This is a genomic window from Agrobacterium sp. 22-223-1, from assembly GCF_053522385.1.
Genome location: NZ_JBNWCN010000007.1, coordinates 58,498 through 76,297 on the forward strand (window position 1 = coordinate 58,498; position 17,800 = coordinate 76,297).

16 protein-coding genes are annotated in these 17,800 nt (G+C 60.8%); 4 read left to right on the plus strand and 12 right to left on the minus strand.

Annotation, left to right across the window (positions count from 1 at the left end):
* Window positions 1–12: 12 nt before the first annotated feature.
* The 6 genes from ACQZ60_RS22940 to ACQZ60_RS22965 form a co-directional block, all read right to left on the minus strand.
* Window positions 13–1,608 carry a GMC family oxidoreductase gene (locus ACQZ60_RS22940; protein WP_031233946.1) on the minus strand — a complete coding sequence of 532 codons (1,596 nt, stop codon included), beginning with the start codon at window positions 1,606–1,608 and terminating at the stop codon, window positions 13–15.
* 74 nt (window positions 1,609–1,682) lie between these two features.
* Complete coding sequence (locus tag ACQZ60_RS22945) at window positions 1,683–2,690, minus strand: branched-chain amino acid ABC transporter permease (RefSeq protein WP_020810486.1); 1,008 nt, start codon at window positions 2,688–2,690, stop codon at window positions 1,683–1,685.
* Between the two features lies 1 nt (window position 2,691).
* Window positions 2,692–3,579 carry a branched-chain amino acid ABC transporter permease gene (locus ACQZ60_RS22950; RefSeq protein ID WP_269829397.1) on the minus strand — a complete coding sequence of 296 codons (888 nt, stop codon included), beginning with the start codon at window positions 3,577–3,579 and terminating at the stop codon, window positions 2,692–2,694.
* Window positions 3,580–3,581: 2 nt separating this feature from the next.
* The gene (locus ACQZ60_RS22955) at window positions 3,582–4,283 is read right to left on the minus strand and encodes an ABC transporter ATP-binding protein (protein WP_448736195.1); all 702 of its coding nucleotides are present in this window, start codon (window positions 4,281–4,283) and stop codon (window positions 3,582–3,584) included.
* 1 nt (window position 4,284) lies between these two features.
* Entirely contained in the window at window positions 4,285–5,070 is a 786-nt protein-coding gene (locus ACQZ60_RS22960) for an ABC transporter ATP-binding protein (RefSeq protein WP_448736196.1), read from the minus strand.
* Between the two features lie 25 nt (window positions 5,071–5,095).
* Window positions 5,096–6,304, minus strand: a complete 1,209-nt coding sequence (locus tag ACQZ60_RS22965; RefSeq protein ID WP_448736197.1) for an ABC transporter substrate-binding protein — start codon at window positions 6,302–6,304, stop codon at window positions 5,096–5,098.
* 231 nt (window positions 6,305–6,535) lie between these two features.
* On the opposite strand from ACQZ60_RS22965, the gene ACQZ60_RS22970 reads away from it, so the two are divergent.
* Both ACQZ60_RS22970 and ACQZ60_RS22975 read left to right on the plus strand, forming a co-directional pair.
* The gene (locus tag ACQZ60_RS22970; RefSeq protein ID WP_059756893.1) at window positions 6,536–7,453 is read left to right on the plus strand and encodes a LysR family transcriptional regulator; all 918 of its coding nucleotides are present in this window, start codon (window positions 6,536–6,538) and stop codon (window positions 7,451–7,453) included.
* Window positions 7,454–7,588: 135 nt separating this feature from the next.
* Window positions 7,589–8,611, plus strand: a complete 1,023-nt coding sequence (locus ACQZ60_RS22975) for an LLM class flavin-dependent oxidoreductase (protein ID WP_448736198.1) — start codon at window positions 7,589–7,591, stop codon at window positions 8,609–8,611.
* Window positions 8,612–8,798: 187 nt separating this feature from the next.
* Here ACQZ60_RS22975 and ACQZ60_RS22980 read toward each other — a convergent pair whose 3' ends face one another.
* The gene (locus ACQZ60_RS22980; protein ID WP_020809101.1) at window positions 8,799–9,917 is read right to left on the minus strand and encodes a mandelate racemase/muconate lactonizing enzyme family protein; all 1,119 of its coding nucleotides are present in this window, start codon (window positions 9,915–9,917) and stop codon (window positions 8,799–8,801) included.
* Between the two features lie 231 nt (window positions 9,918–10,148).
* Here ACQZ60_RS22980 and ACQZ60_RS22985 point away from each other — a divergent pair, with 231 nt between their 5' ends.
* Complete coding sequence (locus tag ACQZ60_RS22985) at window positions 10,149–10,823, plus strand: GntR family transcriptional regulator (RefSeq protein WP_020809100.1); 675 nt, start codon at window positions 10,149–10,151, stop codon at window positions 10,821–10,823.
* Window positions 10,824–10,931: 108 nt separating this feature from the next.
* Window positions 10,932–12,401: a mannitol dehydrogenase family protein gene (locus tag ACQZ60_RS22990; RefSeq protein WP_020809099.1), complete on the plus strand. Its 1,470-nt coding sequence runs from the start codon at window positions 10,932–10,934 to the stop codon at window positions 12,399–12,401.
* Window positions 12,402–12,451: 50 nt separating this feature from the next.
* Here ACQZ60_RS22990 and ACQZ60_RS22995 read toward each other — a convergent pair whose 3' ends face one another.
* The 5 genes from ACQZ60_RS22995 to ACQZ60_RS23015 form a co-directional block, all read right to left on the minus strand.
* The gene (locus tag ACQZ60_RS22995; RefSeq protein ID WP_003522486.1) at window positions 12,452–13,297 is read right to left on the minus strand and encodes an ATP-binding cassette domain-containing protein; all 846 of its coding nucleotides are present in this window, start codon (window positions 13,295–13,297) and stop codon (window positions 12,452–12,454) included.
* Entirely contained in the window at window positions 13,294–14,133 is an 840-nt protein-coding gene (locus tag ACQZ60_RS23000; protein ID WP_003522485.1) for an ABC transporter ATP-binding protein, read from the minus strand. Before ACQZ60_RS23000 ends, ACQZ60_RS22995 begins: the two co-directional genes overlap by 4 nt.
* A gap of 3 nt (window positions 14,134–14,136) precedes the next feature.
* Window positions 14,137–15,051, minus strand: a complete 915-nt coding sequence (locus ACQZ60_RS23005; RefSeq protein WP_003522484.1) for an ABC transporter permease subunit — start codon at window positions 15,049–15,051, stop codon at window positions 14,137–14,139.
* Window positions 15,048–16,055 carry an ABC transporter permease subunit gene (locus ACQZ60_RS23010; RefSeq protein ID WP_003522483.1) on the minus strand — a complete coding sequence of 336 codons (1,008 nt, stop codon included), beginning with the start codon at window positions 16,053–16,055 and terminating at the stop codon, window positions 15,048–15,050. Before ACQZ60_RS23010 ends, ACQZ60_RS23005 begins: the two co-directional genes overlap by 4 nt.
* A gap of 61 nt (window positions 16,056–16,116) precedes the next feature.
* On the minus strand, window positions 16,117–17,721 hold the full coding sequence (locus ACQZ60_RS23015; RefSeq protein WP_020809098.1) for an ABC transporter substrate-binding protein: 1,605 nt from the start codon (window positions 17,719–17,721) through the stop codon (window positions 16,117–16,119).
* Between the last annotated feature and the right edge of the window lie 79 nt (window positions 17,722–17,800).

Consider the following 17,800-nt stretch of genomic DNA (forward strand, 5'->3'; position numbering starts at 1 on the left):
GGAGCGCTCCTTTCAGCGATTATCCGCAAGGATCATGTCGGCGGCCTTTTCGGCAATCATGATCGTCGGGGAATTGGTATTTCCGGATGTGATGCGCGGCATCACCGATGCGTCGGCGACGCGCAGCCCGGCGAGCCGGCGGAATTTCAGCCGCGCATCAACCACGCTTTCCATATCCGACCCCATGCGCAGCGTGCCGACAGGGTGGAAGATGGTGGTGCCGATATCGCCGGCCGCCTTTGCAAGATCATTGTCGTTTTCAAAGGAGGGACCCGGCTTGTATTCCTGCGGCTTGAAGCGCGCGAAGGCCGGTTGGGCGACGATGCGGCGCGTCAGCCGCATGGCGTCGATGGCCACCTGGCGGTCGCCTTCGGTGGAAAGATAGTTCGGGCGGATTTCCGGCTGCATGGCGAAATCCGGTCCTTTCACATGCACTGAGCCCCGGCTTTCCGGCCGCAAATTGCAGACACTTGCGGTAATGGCCGGAAAAGTGTGAACCGGATCGCCGAACTTGTCGAGTGAAACCGGCTGGACATGATATTCCAGATCGGCGGTTTCCTTCTCGGGTGAAGAACGGGTGAAGACACCGAGCTGGCTCGGCGCCATCGACATCGGCCCCGAGCGCGTCAACGCATATTCGAGGCCGATGCGCGCCTTGCCGAACAGGGTGGAGGCCCTTTCATTCAGCGTCAGGACGCCGGAGACCTTGTAGACCATGCGCAGTTGCAGATGGTCCTGCAGGTTCTCGCCCACACCCTGAACCTCCGCCACCGTATCGATACCGGCCGCCTGCAACACATCGCCACGGCCGACGCCGGAAAGCTCCAGAATATGCGGCGAGCCGATTGCGCCGGCGGACAATACCGTCTCGCGCCGCGCCCGCATTGTTTTCAAGACGCCGTCATGGTGAAACTCGACGCCGGTGACACGGCCTTCTTCGATGATGAGGCGCTTGACATGGGCCTTGGTCAGAACCGTCAGGTTCTTGCGGCCGAGCGCCGGTTTCAGGAAGGCTTTCGCCGTGTTCCAGCGCCAGCCCGCCCGCTGGTTGACGTCGAAATAACCGGCGCCTTCATTGTCGCCCCGGTTGAAATCATCGGTCGCGGGAATACCCGCCTCGCCCGCCGCCTTCTGGAAGGCATCCAGCACATCCCAGCGCACGCGGGCCTTTTCCACGCGCCATTCGCCGCCGGCGGAATGCAGATCGCTCTTGCCGCGATAAAAGTCTTCCGACTTCAGGAAATAGGGCAGGATATCGTTCCACCCCCAGCCCTCGCAGCCTAGCTGCCGCCACATATCGTAATCGCGCGCCTGGCCGCGCATGTAGATCATGCCGTTGATGGAGGAGCAGCCGCCAAGCACCTTGCCGCGCGGATAGATCAGCGAGCGACCGTTCAGCCCCGGCTCTTCCGCCGTCTTGAAACACCAGTCGGTGCGCGGATTGTTGATGCAATAGAGATAACCGACCGGAATGTGGATCCAGTGGTAATTGTCGTTGCCGCCCGCTTCCAGAAGCAGCACGCGGTTGTTCGGATCTTTCGAAAGGCGGTTGGCGAGAACGCATCCGGCACTCCCCGCTCCGATGACGATATAGTCATATTCGCCCATACTCTTCTCCATGCGCCGCCCTTGCCGCACCGTCCCGGACGCGGAGGAGGCCTTGTCTGTGTTTTCAAAAATGTCTAGCTACGGTGCTGAAAGCCGAGTTTTCTCCCGAGCCGCGACGCGTAAAATTCGCCGATCAGACCGCGCCGGAACACCAGAACGCAGGCCATGAAAACGAGGCCGGTGATGATGGTGACCGGGAAATCGGACGTCGCGAGATAGTTCTGCAGGGTGACAACGAGACCCGCACCGAAGATCGGGCCAATCATGGTGCCGATACCGCCGAGCAGCGTCATCAGGATCACTTCGCCCGACATCTGCCAGGTCACATCCGTCAGCGTCGCGAACTGGAAGACCAGCGCTTTGAGGCCACCCGCAAGACCGGCCAGCGTCGCCGACATCACGAAAGCACCGAGCTTGTAGCGCTGCACGCTGTAGCCCAGCGAAATAGCGCGCTGTTCGTTTTCGCGGATGGATTTCAGGATCATGCCGAAGGGTGAGTTGACGAAACGCCAGATGACAAGAAGCGCGAGCACAAAGGCGGCCAGCACCGTATAATAGATGTTGAGCGGCGCATTGAGATCGAGAAGGCCGAAGAGATGGCCGCGCGGCACACCCTGCAAACCATCCTCACCATGGGTGAAGGGCGCCTGAAGGCAGAAGAAATAAAACATCTGTGACAGCGCCAGCGTAATCATGGCGAAATAGATGCCCTGGCGGCGGATGGCGAAGAAGCCGATAACGAGGCCGAGAAGGGCAGCACCCGCCATGCCGATGACAAGGCCGATCTCCGGCGTCACGCCCCATTCCTTCACCGAATAGGCGGTGAAATAGGCGGCACCGCCGAAAAACGCCGCATGGCCGAAGGAAAGCAGCCCGGTGTAACCGATCAGGAGGTTGAAGGCGCAGGCAAACAGCGCAAAGCACAGAAGCTTCATCAGAAAGATCGGATAAACGAACATCGGCGCGGCGATGAGGACGGCAAGCCCTGCGAGAATAAGCACGGTCTTGATGGTGCCGGCAGTCGCGGACACTTCCGTCTGCGGTATCGTACCGGCAGTGGGGCTATGGGTGGCTTTGGACATATCAGGCGTCCTTTCCGAAAAGTCCGGCGGGGCGGATGAGCAGCACAAAGGCCATGATGACGAAGATGACGATGTTGGAGGCTTCCGGGTAGAACACCTTGGTCAAGCCTTCGGCGACACCCAGCATGTAACCGGTGACGATGGCGCCCATGATCGACCCCATGCCGCCGACCACGACCACGGCAAAGACGACGATGATGAGGTTCGTGCCCATCAGCGGCGAGACCTGATAGATCGGCGCGGCGAGAACCCCGGTGAACCCGGCAAGGCCGGCGCCCAGCGCGTAAGTCAGCGTCAGGAGAACGGGCACATTGATGCCGAAAGCCTGCACCAGCGTCGGGTTTTCCGTCGCAGCGCGCAGATAGGAGCCAAGCCGCGTCTTTTCGATCAACGCCCAGGTGGCGATGCAGACGATGAGCGAGATGACAACGACGAAAGCGCGGTAATTCGGCAGGAACATGAAGCCGAGATTGGTGCCGCCGGCAAGCTCGCGCGGCACCGAATAGGGTTGGCCCGCCGCGCCATAAAGCCAGCGGAACGTGCCTTCCACCACCAGCGCCAGACCGAAGGTGAATAGCAGCCCGTAAAGCGGATCGAGATCGTAAAGCCGCGACAGCAGGAAGCGTTCGATGATCGCACCGAACAGCGCCACGACGAAAGGTGTGACGATGAGCGCCACCCAGAAATTGATGCCGAAATATTGCAGGCCGAGGAAGGCGACGAAAGCGCCGAGCATATATTGCGCGCCATGGGCAAAATTGATGACGCGCAGCAAGCCGAAAATGACGGCAAGGCCAAGCGACAGCAGCGCATAAAACGACCCGTTGATGAGGCCCACCAGCAATTGCCCGAGCAGCGCCTGAATTGGAACGCCGAAGATCATCGTCATGGTTAAACCCCCAGCACCTTGTTTAGCTCGCCCATGCGGCCGGAAAGCTCGCTGACCGGAAAATTGCTGACCATGTGGCCGTGATCCATCAGGTAGAAACGGTCGGCGATACGGCTGGCAAAACGGAAATTCTGTTCGACCAGAACAATGGTCATGCCGCGGCTCTTCAGTTTCTGCAGCACCTCGCCGATGCGCTGCACGATGACCGGGGCAAGCCCTTCGGTCGGTTCGTCAAGCAGCAGCACCTTCACCCCGGTGCGCAGGATGCGCGCCATGGCCAGCATCTGCTGCTCGCCGCCGGAAAGCTTGGTGCCGGGGCTGGTGCGGCGTTCGTAGAGATTGGGAAACAACTCGTATATCTCATCGAGCGTCATGCCGCCGGACGCGACGACGGGCGGCAGCTTCAGGTTCTCCTCGACGCTCAGCGTCGCGAAGATGCCGCGCTCTTCCGGCACGAAACCGAGGCCGTATTTCGCCGTGCGATGCAGCGGCACCGGCATCAGATCCTTGCCGCCCAGCTTGATGATGCCCTTGCGGTTGCGGATGATGCCCATGATGGTGCGCAGCGTCGTGGTCTTGCCCACACCGTTGCGGCCGAGAATGGTGATGGTTTCGCCCTCGCCGACGGTCAGATCGACGCCGTGCAGCGCCTGGCTTTCACCGTACCAGGATTTCAGGTTGGAGACTTCGAGCATTGCCGCCATATCAAGCCTCCTCCGTGCCCATATAGGCCGTGCGCACACGCGGATCGGCGGAAACGGCGGCATAATCGCCCTCCGCCAGAATTTCACCGCGTTGCAAGACCGTGACGTGGTGGCAGATATCGGCCACAACTTTCAGATTATGTTCGACCATCAGCACCGCGCGTGTCTTTGCCACCTCGCGGATAAGTTCGGCGACGTGGGAGACATCCTCGCCGCCCATGCCGGCCATCGGTTCATCCAGCAGCAGAACCTTCGGATCGAGCGCCAGCGTGGTGGCGATTTCGAGGACCCGCTTGCGGCCGTAGGAAAGATCGGCCGCAAGCGCATGTTTTTCCCGTGTCAGGCCGACCATGGCGATCAGCTCCTCGGCGCGGGCGTTGAGCCTGTCGAGCGAGGAGAGCGGCAGCCAGAACTGCGTTGCAAGGCTGTTGGGCCGCTGCAACGCCACCCGCACATTTTCCAGAACCGTCAGATGCGGAAACACCGCCGATATCTGGAAAGACCTGACGAGGCCGAGACGCGCCACCTTGTCCGGTGGCGTCCTTGTTATGTCCGTTCCCATGAAGGTGATCGCCCCGCCTGTCGGCTGGAGAAACTTGGTCAACAGGTTGAAGACCGTGGTTTTGCCGGCACCGTTCGGACCGATAAGCGCATGCACGCGGGCATGGTGGACGTCGAGATCGACGTTTTTCACGGCCGCGAATGCGCCGAAGGTCTTGGAGAGACCGCGCGCCGAAAGAACGACGCGAGGTTCGGCCTGCCCGGCAAGGGCGGGAGCGATCGTCATCAAGCTTTCCCCTTTTTATTCTTCTTTACTGCGTTACCAGCGGGCAACCGCTCTTTGCGGGGTCCAAGAAGGCTTCCTTGCCGGGGATGGTGGCCAGTACCTTGTAATAATCCCACGGCTGCTTGCTTTCGTCCGGCTTCTTCACTTCCATGAGATACATGTCGTGGATCATGCGGCCGTTGGCGGCCACGTGGCCATCCTTCGAGAACACATCGTTGACCGGCATTTCCTTCATGGCCTTGGCGACGGCATCGGCATCGTCGGTGCCGGCCTTTTCGATGGCCTTCAGGTAGTGCAGCACGGCGGAATAGGTGCCGGCATGAACCATGTTCGGCATGGCGCCGGTGCGTTCCTTGAAGCGTTCGCCGAACTTGCGCGATTCATCGTCGCGGTCCCAATAAAAACCTTCCGTCAGCGTCAACCCTTGAGCCGCTTCGAGACCGAGGCCGTGGACTTCGGCAAGCGTGAAGAGAAGCGCCGCAAGCCGCTGGCCACCGGCCACGATGCCGAATTCGGCTGCCTGCTTGATGGCGTTGGAGGTGTCGAGACCGGCATTGGCAAGGCCGATGACCTTCGCGCCCGAGGACTGCGCCTGCAGCAGGAAGGAGGAATAATCCGTCGTTGCGAGCGGATGGCGCACGGAACCCAGAACCTTACCGCCATTGGACTTGACGAAATTGGCGGTATTTTCTTCCAGCGAATAACCGAAGGCATAGTCGGCGGTCAGGAAGAACCAGCTGTCGCCGCCCTGCTTGACGAGCGCGCCGCCGGTGCCGACCGCCAGCGAATAGGTGTCATAGGCCCAGTGGAAACCATAGGGGCTGCACTGCTTGCCGGTGAGCTCGGTGGTTGCCGCACCCGTATTGATGGTGATCTTCTTCTTGTCCTTGGACAGCGCCTGCACGGCAAGACCGACCGACGACGAGGTCAGTTCCATGATCGAATCGACCTGTTCGGTATCGTACCATTGGCGGGCGATATTGGAGGCCACATCCGCCTTGTTCTGGTGGTCGGCGGTCACCACTTCCACCGGCGCATCGAGCACCTTGCCGCCGAAATCCTCAACCGCCATCTTCGCGGCCTCATAAGAGTATTTGCCGCCGAAATTGGCGTAGACGCCCGACTGGTCGTTCAAAATGCCGATCTTGACCTTGCCGTCCGAAATCTCGGCGGCATAAGCGGCGGTGCCAGCGGCCAGCGCCATAGCCGTGGATAAAACGATACTCTTGCGCATGACTTCTCCTCCCAGAGATGATTGCGAGCCTCAGATTGTCTGTGCAACGGTGAACGAACCGCGTGGGGGACCTGCATGCCATTGCACCTGAACGGTCACACCGCCCTCCTCAAAGCGATGCATCCTGAGCCTAGACTTCTCGAATTCGGCCGTTGACACAAGAGCGGGGCATCATCAAATTGCGAACAGGATCTGTTCATTTTTGAACAGAACTCTTGATGGGAGACAAATATGGCCACCCCTTTCACCTGGGACGACCTGCAATATTTTCTGGCCGTGGCCCGCACCGGACAGCTCTCATCGGCAGCCCGAAGCCTGCGCACCAGCCACGCCACCGTCTCCCGCCATATCGACCGGCTGGAATTCTCGCTTAAAACCAAGCTGTTCGAGCGAAACCCGCGCGGTTATGAACTCACGACCGTCGGGCGGCGGCTGGTGGATACGGTCGAGCGTATCGAGGCGGAAGCGGAAAGGCTGCAATCGGATATTTCCGAAAGCGGCAGCCTGCTGCGCGGCGTGGTGCGCCTTAGCGCGCCTGAAGGTTTTTCCAATTTTTTCTTCGTGGAAAGGCTGAAAGACTTCGCTGTGACCCATCCGCACATCATGGTGGAAATGGTGACGATCCAGCAGATCATGGCGCTTTCCCGAAAGGAGGCGGATGTCGCCGTCACGCTCGATCCGCCGAAGGCCGGTCCCTATATCAACGAACAGATCATCGATTATACGCTGCATATCTATGCCTCGCGTTCCTATCTCGCCGGGCGGCCAAAAATCACCAAGCGCGAGGACCTGCTCGATCACTTCTTCATCGGTTACGTGCAGGACCTGATCTTCTCGCCGGGTCTCGACTATATGCGCGATGTGCTTCCCGGCCTGCGTCCGGGCTTTCAGTCCTCAAGTATTTTCGCGCAGCTGACGGCCACGCTGAGCGGCCGGGGCCTGTGCATCCTGCCGAATTTCATCGCCGCGCGTTTCCCGGACCTGCAGATGGTGCTTGCCGGTGAGGTGGAACTGCGGCGGGGCTACTGGCTGACGAGCCATCAAGACCTTGCCAATGTGCCGCGTGTGCGCTCGCTGATGGATTTCATTCTCACCACGGCGCGCGCGCATGAAAAACTCTTCATCCTCGACCGCAGGACGATGGTCTGAACAGCCATCGTTCACATTTCGGCGACACCGTGTCTACGCGCGGCCGGTTGGAGGATGCGCGTCCCAGCCTATATGACTGACAACAACGAAGCCGGTTTGTGAAGACCGGCATCCTCCGACATCTGGAAGGTCATCATGAAAAAGATCGGATTCCTGTCCTTCGGCCACTGGACGCCCTCGCCCCCGTCGCAGACCCGCTCGGCTGCGGACACGCTGCTGCAATCGATAGACCTCGCCGTCGCGGCGGAAGAGCTGGGCGCCGACGGCGCCTATTTCCGCGTGCACCATTTCGCCCGCCAGCTTGCCTCGCCCTTTCCGCTGCTGGCCGCCGTCGGCGCGCGCACGAAAAAGATCGAGATCGGCACCGGCGTCATCGACATGCGTTATGAAAACCCGTTCTACATGGCGGAGGACGCCGGTTCGGCCGACCTCATCGCCGGTGGCCGACTGCAGCTCGGCATCAGCCGCGGCTCGCCGGAACAGGTGATCGATGGCTGGCGTTATTTCGGTTACCGTCCGGCCGAGGGCCAGAGCGAAGAAGACATGGCGCGTCAGCACACCGAAGTCTTCCTCGAGCTTCTGAAAGGTGAAGGTTTCGCTGAGCCGAACCCGCGCCCGATGTTCCCCAACCCGCCCGGCCTTTTGCGGCTGGAGCCGCATTCCGAAGGGCTGCGCGAGCGCATCTGGTGGGGTTCGAGTTCCAATGCAACGGCGGTGTGGGCGGCAAAGCTCGGCATGAACCTGCAAAGCTCCACCCTGAAGACAGATGAAACGGGCGAGCCTTTCCACGTTCAGCAGGCGCAGCAGATCCGCACCTTCCGGGAAGCCTGGAAGGAAGCAGGCCACACCCGCGAGCCGCGTGTGTCGGTCAGCCGCAGCATCTTCGCCCTCGTCAACGACCGCGACCGGTCCTATTTCGGTTACGGCAACGAAGGCGATGACAAGATCGGTTATATCGACGACAAGACACGCGCGATCTTCGGGCGCAGCTATGCCGCCGAGCCGGAAAAACTGATCGAACAGCTGAAAGCCGACGAGGCCATCGCCGAGGCCGATACGCTGCTTCTGACCGTACCGAACCAGCTGGGCGTCGATTACAACGCCCATGTGATCGAGACGATCCTGAAGCAGGTAGCGCCGGCTCTCGGCTGGCGCTAAATTTGGAAAAATTGCATCATCCACACTCCGTCACCCCGGACTAGATCCGGGGTCTTTCGCGATCAAGTCCTTGATCGCGAAAGACTCTTTTCACGGCGCAGACGCGCCGTGGCTGGATGCCGGATCTAGTCCGGTACGACGGAGGACGTGCTTTCCATCCCTTAAAATCCGGGCTGTATACCCCTGCTCATTTCACCGCCTTGCCATAACGGGCGAAGCTTTCAGCCAGCGGCGTGGTGCTGGCGCCGGGGCGCTCCGGGCGTTTGTAAACACCGTCCCGCACATGGATCGGCTCTTCGAAATGATCCTTGATCCACGGAATATATTCGAGAATGGTCGAAGCCGGGTGCCAGTAGCTCAGATGCACATGCACCTGGCTCATCTCACCGGCATGCGGCACCACGGGCAGGCGATGGGCGAGCGCGAGATCGGCAACCTGAATATATTCGGTGATGCCGCCAAGTCGGGTCACATCCGGCTGGACATAGGCAACCGCACCGGCATCGATGAATGAGCGGAACGCATCCACCGTGTAAAGCTGCTCCCCGAGCGCAATCGGAATCGACGTATTGCGCGCCAGCCGCGCATGGCTCGTCACATCGTCATACCAGAGAGGCTCCTCGAACCAGTAGATATCCAGATCTTTCGCCGCCGCGCAGAAACGCTGGCATGTGGGCAAATCCCACTTGCCGTTGCCGTCGATGGCAATGCGGATGGACGAACCGACACGCTTGCGCACTGCCGCAAGGCGGGCAATATCGATATTCGGGTCTTCATGCCCGACCTTGATCTTCAGCCGGGTGAACCCATCCTCCTCCACCGCCCTTGCGCTGCCCGCGAGCAAATCCTCCAGCGTGAAGGAAAGCCAGCCTATATCGGTATTATAGGCCTCCACCGCCGCCGTGCGCGCGCCGCCGAGATAGTGCCAGAGCGGCACGCCCGCCTTTTTCGCCTTCAGGTCCCAGAGCGCAACGTCAACTGCGGCCAGCGCCAGATGGGTGATGCCCGCCCTGCCGACCCATTGCAGCGCCGGATAACGGGCCAGTTTCGTCCACAGCCTCGAATGCTCCGACGCATCCTCCCCCAGAAGCAAGGGCGCGTAACAATCGCTGATGCAGGATGTGATCAGTCTGTCCGACGGCAGATGCGCGTGGGTGCCGGTAAAACCATAGCCCTCAAGGCCATCGCTGGTGGTGATCTTTGCACCGACGACGCCCCAATGGGTGATGCTGTGGGTGGAATCGGAAATGGATTCCGATGTCAGCGGCAGGTGCAGGATGAAAGGTTCGACGGCGGTAATTTTCATGATCGGTCATTCCTCGATTGCTGATTGCTTACGGGGAGGAATAGACGCCGCGTCCCCGCGACCATGGGCCGCGAAGATGGCTTTGGGGAAATTGCCAGACCGCCCTCCTCCAGCAGCCGGCTTCCGCTGACGGATAGAGCTAAAGCAAAAATGGCCTTTGTAAAATAAAAAATTTTTTATTTTTAATATTCAGCCATTGCCAGCCCTTTAAAGCTGGGCAATGATGCCGCCATGAACTCTCTGGTCAAAGTCACGCTCGCCGAACAGGCGCATCAGGAACTGCGCGCACGCATCGTCAGCGGCAGATTGCGCGGCGGCGAACGCCTGCTGCCCAATGAGCTTGCCGCCGATCTCGGCATCAGCCCCACGCCGGTCAAGGAAGCCTGCCTGAAACTCGAGGCCGATGGGCTGGTGGTCAATTCCTCCCGGCGCGGCATGGTGGTGCGCGATTTCACCGTGGAGGACGTGGAGGAACTTTACGCCGCCAGAATGCTGCTCGAAAAAGGCGCGGTGGAAGTGGCCTTCGACGCCGGGCAACTGGATGGAGCGCTGCACGCGGAACTGCTGGAAAGCCTTGCGAAACATCGCGAATTCGCCAAAGGCTCGACGCTCGACGAATTATCGAAAGCGCTTTTTTACGACCGCAGCTTCCATACGACCCTTGTGTCGGCGGCGCGCATTCCGGTCATTTCCGGCTCGCATGAGCGCATTCTCGACCAGACCCACACGGTTTTCGTCTCGATCCTCGGCGACTACGCCCGCTCGGTCGAGGAGCATCAGAATATCGCCGATGCCATCGCCGCCGGCAGCAAGGCCCAGATCGTCGATGCCCTGTGGCGGCATCTCGAGCGCAGCCGCCAGAATACGCTGCGCCAGGTCCGGCTGCTCAAAGAGGCCGGCGCCTGATCATTCCGCATATAGGGGAGGAACTGACATGATGCGCCACAAGCCGGACGTCGCAATGAGAGGGGCGCGAGCCACTATCGTCCCGTTCCGCATGGGGATTTCGCATCGATGACAGACCGGCTTTACGCTGCAACCCTGCCCCGCCTGCCGCAATCCGTCACGACACCCGCCTATAACCGTCAAAGCGTCACGCCCGGCATCGTCCATCTCGGCGTCGGGGCCTTTCATCGAGCGCATCAGGCGGTTTTCATCGACGATTGCCTTAATCGCGGCGAAACCCGATGGGGCATCGTCGCGGCATCGCTGCGCAGCCCGGATACGCGCGACGCCATCGAGCCGCAGGATAATCTCTACACCTTTTGCCTGCGAGACGGTGAGAGCGAGCGCCTGCGCATCATCGGTTCGATTCTCGAAACCATCGTCGCCCCGGAAGAGCCTGAACGGCTGGTGGAGCGGATGGCCGATCCGCGCGTCCTCATCGTCACCCTGACCGTGACGGAAAAAGGTTACCTGACCAATCTCGCCTCCCGCAGCCTGCTGCGCGATCATCCCGATATCGTCCATGATCTCGAAAACCCGGAGCGGCCGCGCTCCATCTTCGGCTTCATCCTTGCCGCCACACGGCGCAGGCGCAAGGAGGATTCCCGGCCCCTGACGCTCCTGTCCTGCGACAACCTGCCCGCCAACGGCCATGTGCTGCAAAAGCTGCTGCTGGAATTTGCGGAACTGGCCGATCCGGAACTGGCGTCCTTCATCGAAACCAATATTGCCTGCCCCTGCTCGATGGTGGACCGGATCGTTCCCGCCACCACGGATGCGGACCGCGAGCAGATTTCGACCACACTCGGCCTCAGCGATGCCTGGCCGGTGGTGGCCGAACCCTATTTCCGTTTTGTCATTGAGGACCGTTTTCCGCATGGAAGGCCGGCGCTCGAGAAATCAGGCGTGGAATTCGTCGGCAATGTCGAGCCATACGAGCATATGAAGCTCAGAATGCTGAACGGCTCCCACAGCGCCATCGCCGCCATCGGCCAGATTGCCGGCCTTGCGACGGTGGCGGATGCTTGGGGTGAAAAGCCCGTGCGCGATTTCATCGACGCCTATTGGCGCGAGATCAAACGGACGCTCGATCCCGCCGTCAACGGTGCGGAATTCGCAGCCGGCCTGCGGCAGCGTTTCGCCAATCCCTCATTGCAGCACAAGACCATGCAGATCGCCTCCGATGCATCGCAGAAAGTGCCGCTGCGCATTCTCGCCCCGTTGCGTGAATTGCTTGCGGAGAAGGCTGAAAGCCGGACGGTCATTTTCGCCGTCGCGCTCTGGATCAGGTCCTGCGCGGACAAGAATGAAAAGGGGCAGCCGATCACCATTCTCGATCCCGCTTTCAAGGAGTGGGATGCGCCGGATCAACTGGCAATGGCGCCGGATGCGGTCGTCGACCGTTTTCTGACTTTCGAGCGCACATTTGGCAGCGACCTGCCCAGGAACGAAACCTTCGTCCCAGCCCTGAAAGCCGCCTATCGTGACATTCGGGAACACGGCGCGCTTGCGGCAATCGCGCGTTTCCTGAAGTCCTGAAAAAGAACAGGCCGGAAATCCGGCCTGTTTTTAACCTCGGTCGTCAGTCTTCAGGCTGTCGCTGCCAGCCGTGCCGCCTTGCGGCGTTCCACGCGGGCGCGGATGGCATCGACATCCGTGATCGGTGTCGCGGCGAAAAGCTGGCGGGTATAGGGATGTTTCGGGTCGGCGAAGAGTTCCTCGCGCGTGCCCTGCTCCACCGCCACACCCTTCGAAATGACCATCACATCATCGGCGATGTAACGCACCACCGAAAGATCGTGGCTGACGAAAACATAGGTCAGCTCGAATTCTTCCTGAAGGTCGGCGAGAAGGTTCAGCACCTGCGCCTGCACCGAAAGATCGAGCGCGGAGACCGGCTCGTCCAGCACCAGCAGCGCCGGGTTCAGCATCAGTGCGCGCGCAATGGCGATGCGCTGGCGCTGGCCGCCGGAGAACATGTGCGGATAACGGTTGAAATGCTCAGGACCGAGACCGACCTTCACCAGCATGGCTTCGGCCCGCTCGCGGCGCTCGGAAGCCGGTATCTTGGTGTTGATGACCAGCGGTTCCATCAGCACGTCGCCCACCTTCTGGCGCGGATTGAGGCTGCCATAGGGGTTCTGGAACACCATCTGCACCTTGGAGCGCATCTCCGTATCGGGACGGCGCCTGGCGATATCGACCGGCTTGCCCTCGATCTTCAGTTCGCCGCCGGACGCCGGGTCGATCAGCGCGATGATGCGGGCAAGCGTCGATTTACCGGAGCCGGATTCACCGACGATGGCAAGCGTCTTGCCGCGCTCGACGGTAAAGTCGATGCCCTTCAGGGCCTGCACCGTCTTGGCGCCGCCGAACAGGCCGCCGGGAACATGATAGTCGCGGGTAATGCCCTTGCCTTCGACAACGATGCTCATTGAACGCCCTCCTTGCCGAAGAAATCGGAAACCGTGGGCAAACGGTCGCCGGTGGCATTTTCCGGCAGGGCCGAAAGCAGTGCCTTGGTATAGGGATGCTGCGGGGCTTCGAAGAGGCTCAAGACATCCGCCTCCTCCATCTTGCGGCCCTTATATTGCACGACGACGCGGTCGGCGGTTTCCGCCACCACGCCCATGTCATGGGTGATGAGGATCAGCGCCATGCCATATTCCGCCTGCAGGTTCATCAGCAGATCGAGGATCTGCTTCTGGATCGTCACATCAAGAGCGGTGGTCGGCTCGTCGGCGATCAGCAGGCGCGGTTTGGAGGCGATAGCGATGGCGATCATCACGCGCTGGCACTGGCCGCCCGACATCTGGTGCGGATAGGCCTTGAGCTTGGTTTCCGGCTCGGGAATGCCGACAGCCCGGAACAGCTCCAGGGCGCGGGCACGCGCAGCAGCGCCGCTCATGCCGAGATTGAGGCGCAGAACCTCCTCGATCTGGAAACCCACCGTGAAGGACGGGTTGAGCGAGGCGACCGGCTCCTGGAAGATCATGGTGATCTCGCGACCGATCACCCTGCGGCGCTCCTGCGGCGACATGGCCAAAAGGTTCTTGCCATCGAAGGTCATCTCGTCGGCGGTGATCGTCGCGGTATCGGGCAGAAGCCCCATGACGGCGAGCATCGATACCGACTTGCCGGAACCGGACTCGCCGACGATGGCCAGCACCTCGTGCTTGTCCACGGAAACATCGATGCCGTTGACGGCCGTGAACGCTCCGGTGGCGGTGGCGAATTTGACGGTGAGGTTCTTGATTTTCAGCAGGCTCATCGCTCAGCTCCGCTTCAGTTTGGGATCGAGCGCATCGCGCAGGCCGTCACCCATGAGGTTGATGGCGAGCACCGAGATCAGGATCGTCAGGCCCGGAAGGGTCACGACCCACCAGGCGCGCAGGATGAATTCACGCGCTTCCGCCAGCATCGTGCCCCATTCGGAAGCGGGCGGCTGCGCGCCCATGCCGAGGAAGCCGAGAGCGGCGGCATCGAGAACCGCGGACGAGAAGGAAAGCGTTGCCTGAACGATCAGCGGCGCAAGGCAATTCGGCAGGATGGTCTTGAACATCAGCCGGATATTGCCGGCGCCGGCCACGCGGGCGGCGGTGACATATTCTCGTCTCAACTCACTCATGACCGCAGCACGCGTCAGACGCGCGAAATGCGGCTGGTAGACGATGGCAATCGCGATCATGGCATTGGTGAGACCCGGCCCGAGGACCGCCACCAGAACCAGCGCCAGAAGCAGCGACGGAAACGCCAGGATGACGTCCATCACGCGCATGATGACGGTATCCACCCAGCCGCCGAAGAAGCCGGCGACGAGACCGATGACGATACCGCCGACAAGGGCGATGGAGACGACGACGACGCCGATGAACAGCGAATATTGCGCACCGTAGATCAGGCGGGACAGCATGTCGCGGCCCACCGCATCGGTGCCGAAGAAGAAGCCGGCGCGGCCGCCTTCCTGCCAGACCGGCGGGACGAGGAGCGCATCGCGATATTGTTGTGTCGGATCATGCGGGGCCAGGATGGGCGCGAAGATCGCCACCAGCACAAGCAGGATGAAGACGGCAAGCCCGATGACGGCGCCGCGGTTCTGGCGGAAATAGAACCAGAAATCGGCAAGCATCCGGCGGCGGATGGCGGCGTCCGAAAGGCGGACGCCGGGGGTGGTGGTCACATCGGTCATTTGTGACGGATCCTCGGATTGATGAGGCCATAGGTCAGATCGACGAGCAGGTTGACGATCATCACCAGACCCGCGATCAGGAGCAGGCCGCTCTGCACGACCGGATAATCACGGCGCGAGATGGAATCGATCATCCACTTGCCGATGCCCGGCCAGGAAAAGATGGTTTCAGTCAGGATGGCACCAGCCATCAGCACGCCGATCTGCAGGCCGATGGTGGTGATGACCGGGATCATGGCGTTGCGCAGCGCATGGATGCCGACGACGCGGGCGGACGACATGCCCTTGGCGCGGGCGGTGCGCACATAATCCTCACCCATGACTTCCAGCATGGCCGAGCGCGTCTGACGCGCAATCACCGCCAGCGGAATGGTGGCGAGCACGACGGAGGGCAGGATGAGATGCGAAAAGGCCGACGCGAAGGCGCCCTTCTGGCCCGAAATCAGGCTGTCGATCAGCATGAAACCGGTGACGGAGGGGAAGAAATACATCAGCGAGATGCGGCCCGACACCGGCGTCCATTGCAGGATGCCGGAGAACATGATGATGAGCAGCAGCCCCCACCAGAAGATCGGCATGGAGAAGCCGACGAGCGCGGTCGTCATGGAAATCTGGTCGAACCAGGAACCGCGACGGATGGCGGCGATGACGCCGACCGGCACGCCGATCAAGGTTGCGATGATGATGGCGACGAGACCAAGCTCGACCGTCGCGGGGAAGAGCGACAGGAACTCGGTGAGAACCGGCTTCTTGGTGACCAGCGAATTGCCGAGATCGCCCTGAAGCAGCCGTCCGAGGAAATGAAGATATTGCTGCCAGATGGGCTGGCTGAAGCCGAGCTGTTCGGCAAGCTGCGCATGCCGTTCGGGTGAAATGCCGCGTTCGCCCGCCATCAGCAGCACGGGATCTCCCGGCAGGACGCGCACGAAGGAGAAGGCGACAAAGGTGATCCCGAGAAATGTCGGAACGAGATAGAGAAGTTTGCCGAGAATGAACCGGATCATGGCTTTTTCCTGAAAAGACGCGCGGAAGAACAGGGTCCTTCCGCGCGTCCGTTGTTTGGGATTATTCCGCGATGTCGACGTTTTCGAAGGTGAAGTCGCCAAGCGGGCTCATGGTGAAGCCGGAAACCTTGGCGGACATCGGAACGAACTGCGTGGAATGCGCAAGCGTCGCCCACGGAGCCTGTTCCTTGAAGATCACCTGCGCCTGCTCGTAAAGCTTGGTGCGCTCGGCAACGTCAGTCGCCTGCTTCGCCTTGGAAATCAGCTCGGAGAACTCCTTGTTGCACCACTGCGCACGGTTCGTGCCGCCTTCGCCTGCCGAAGCGCAGGAGAGCAGAACGCCCATGAAGTTGTCCGGGTCACCGTTGTCACCGGTCCAGCCGAGGATGACGGCGCCGTCGCGGTTCACTTCGGTCGACTTCTTGAGGTATTCACCCCATTCATAGGAGACGATCTCGGCCTTGACGCCAACCTTGGCGAAATCCGCCTGGATGAGTTCGGCGGTGCGGCGTGCGTTCGGCATGTAAGGACGCTGAACCGGCATTGCCCAGATCTTCATCGACAGATCCTTGACGCCAGCGGCTTCGAGAGCCTTCTTGGCCGCTTCCGGATCGTACGCATCGTCCTTGATGCTGTCGTTATAGGACCACATGGTCGGCGGGATCGGGTTCTTGGCAACCTGACCCGCGCCCTGGAACACGGCGTCGATGATCGCCTGCTTGTTCATCGCCATGTTCAGCGCCTTGCGGACTTCCGGCTTGTCGAAAGGCGCAACGGTGGTGTTATAGGCGAAGTAGGCGACGTTCAGACCCGACTGTTCATCGAGCTTGAGGTTGGAATCGGCGCGGATGGCGGCAAGGTCAGCCGGAGCCGGGTAAGGCATCAGGTGGCATTCGCCAGCCTTCAGCTTCTGCAGACGAACGGCGGCGTCCGGCGTGATCGCGAAGATCAGGTCGTCGATCTTCGGTGCTTCACCCCAGTAGTCGGCGTTCTTCTGGTAGCGGATGACCGCGTCCTTCTGATAGGCGACGAACTTGAACGGGCCTGTGCCGATCGGCAGGTTGTTGAAGTCTTCCTTGGTGCCGGCCTTTTCCAGCGTATCGGCATATTCCTTCGATACGATGGAGGCGAAAGGCATGGCGATGTTGGCGAGGAACGGCGCTTCCGGACGCGTCAGCACGAACTTGACGGTGTAATCGTCGACCTTGACGATTTCCTTGATCAGCGACGGCATTTCCATGGAGTTGAAATATTCGTAGGTGATGCCTGCGATATACTGGTTCCACGGGTTCTTCGCATCGCGCTGGCGGTCGTAGCTGAAGATCACGTCATCGGCGTTGAATTCGCGGCTCGGCGTGAACTTGTCGTTGGAGTGCCACTTCACGCCCTTGCGCAGGTGGAAGGTATATTCCAGACCGTCGCTCGAAACTTCCCATTTTTCGGCAAGGCCGGGCTCAACTTCGGTCGTGCCCTTCTTGAACTCGGTCAGGCGGTTGTAGACCGGATGCGCGGAAGCGTCGAAGGTGCCGCCAGCGGTGTAGGGCGACGGATCGAAGCCTTCCGGCGATGCCTCGGAGCAATAAACGAAGGTCTTCGCCATGGCGGGCATGGCGGAAGTGATCGCAATCGCAGAGGCGATAAGCAAACTGCGGGTCAGCGTTTTCATCTGGTGGTCCTTTCCCTCTTTTTCTGAGTTCCTGCGGCCCCGTCCGGGGGCCTACCTCTTCTGGTCAGCAGCGACATGG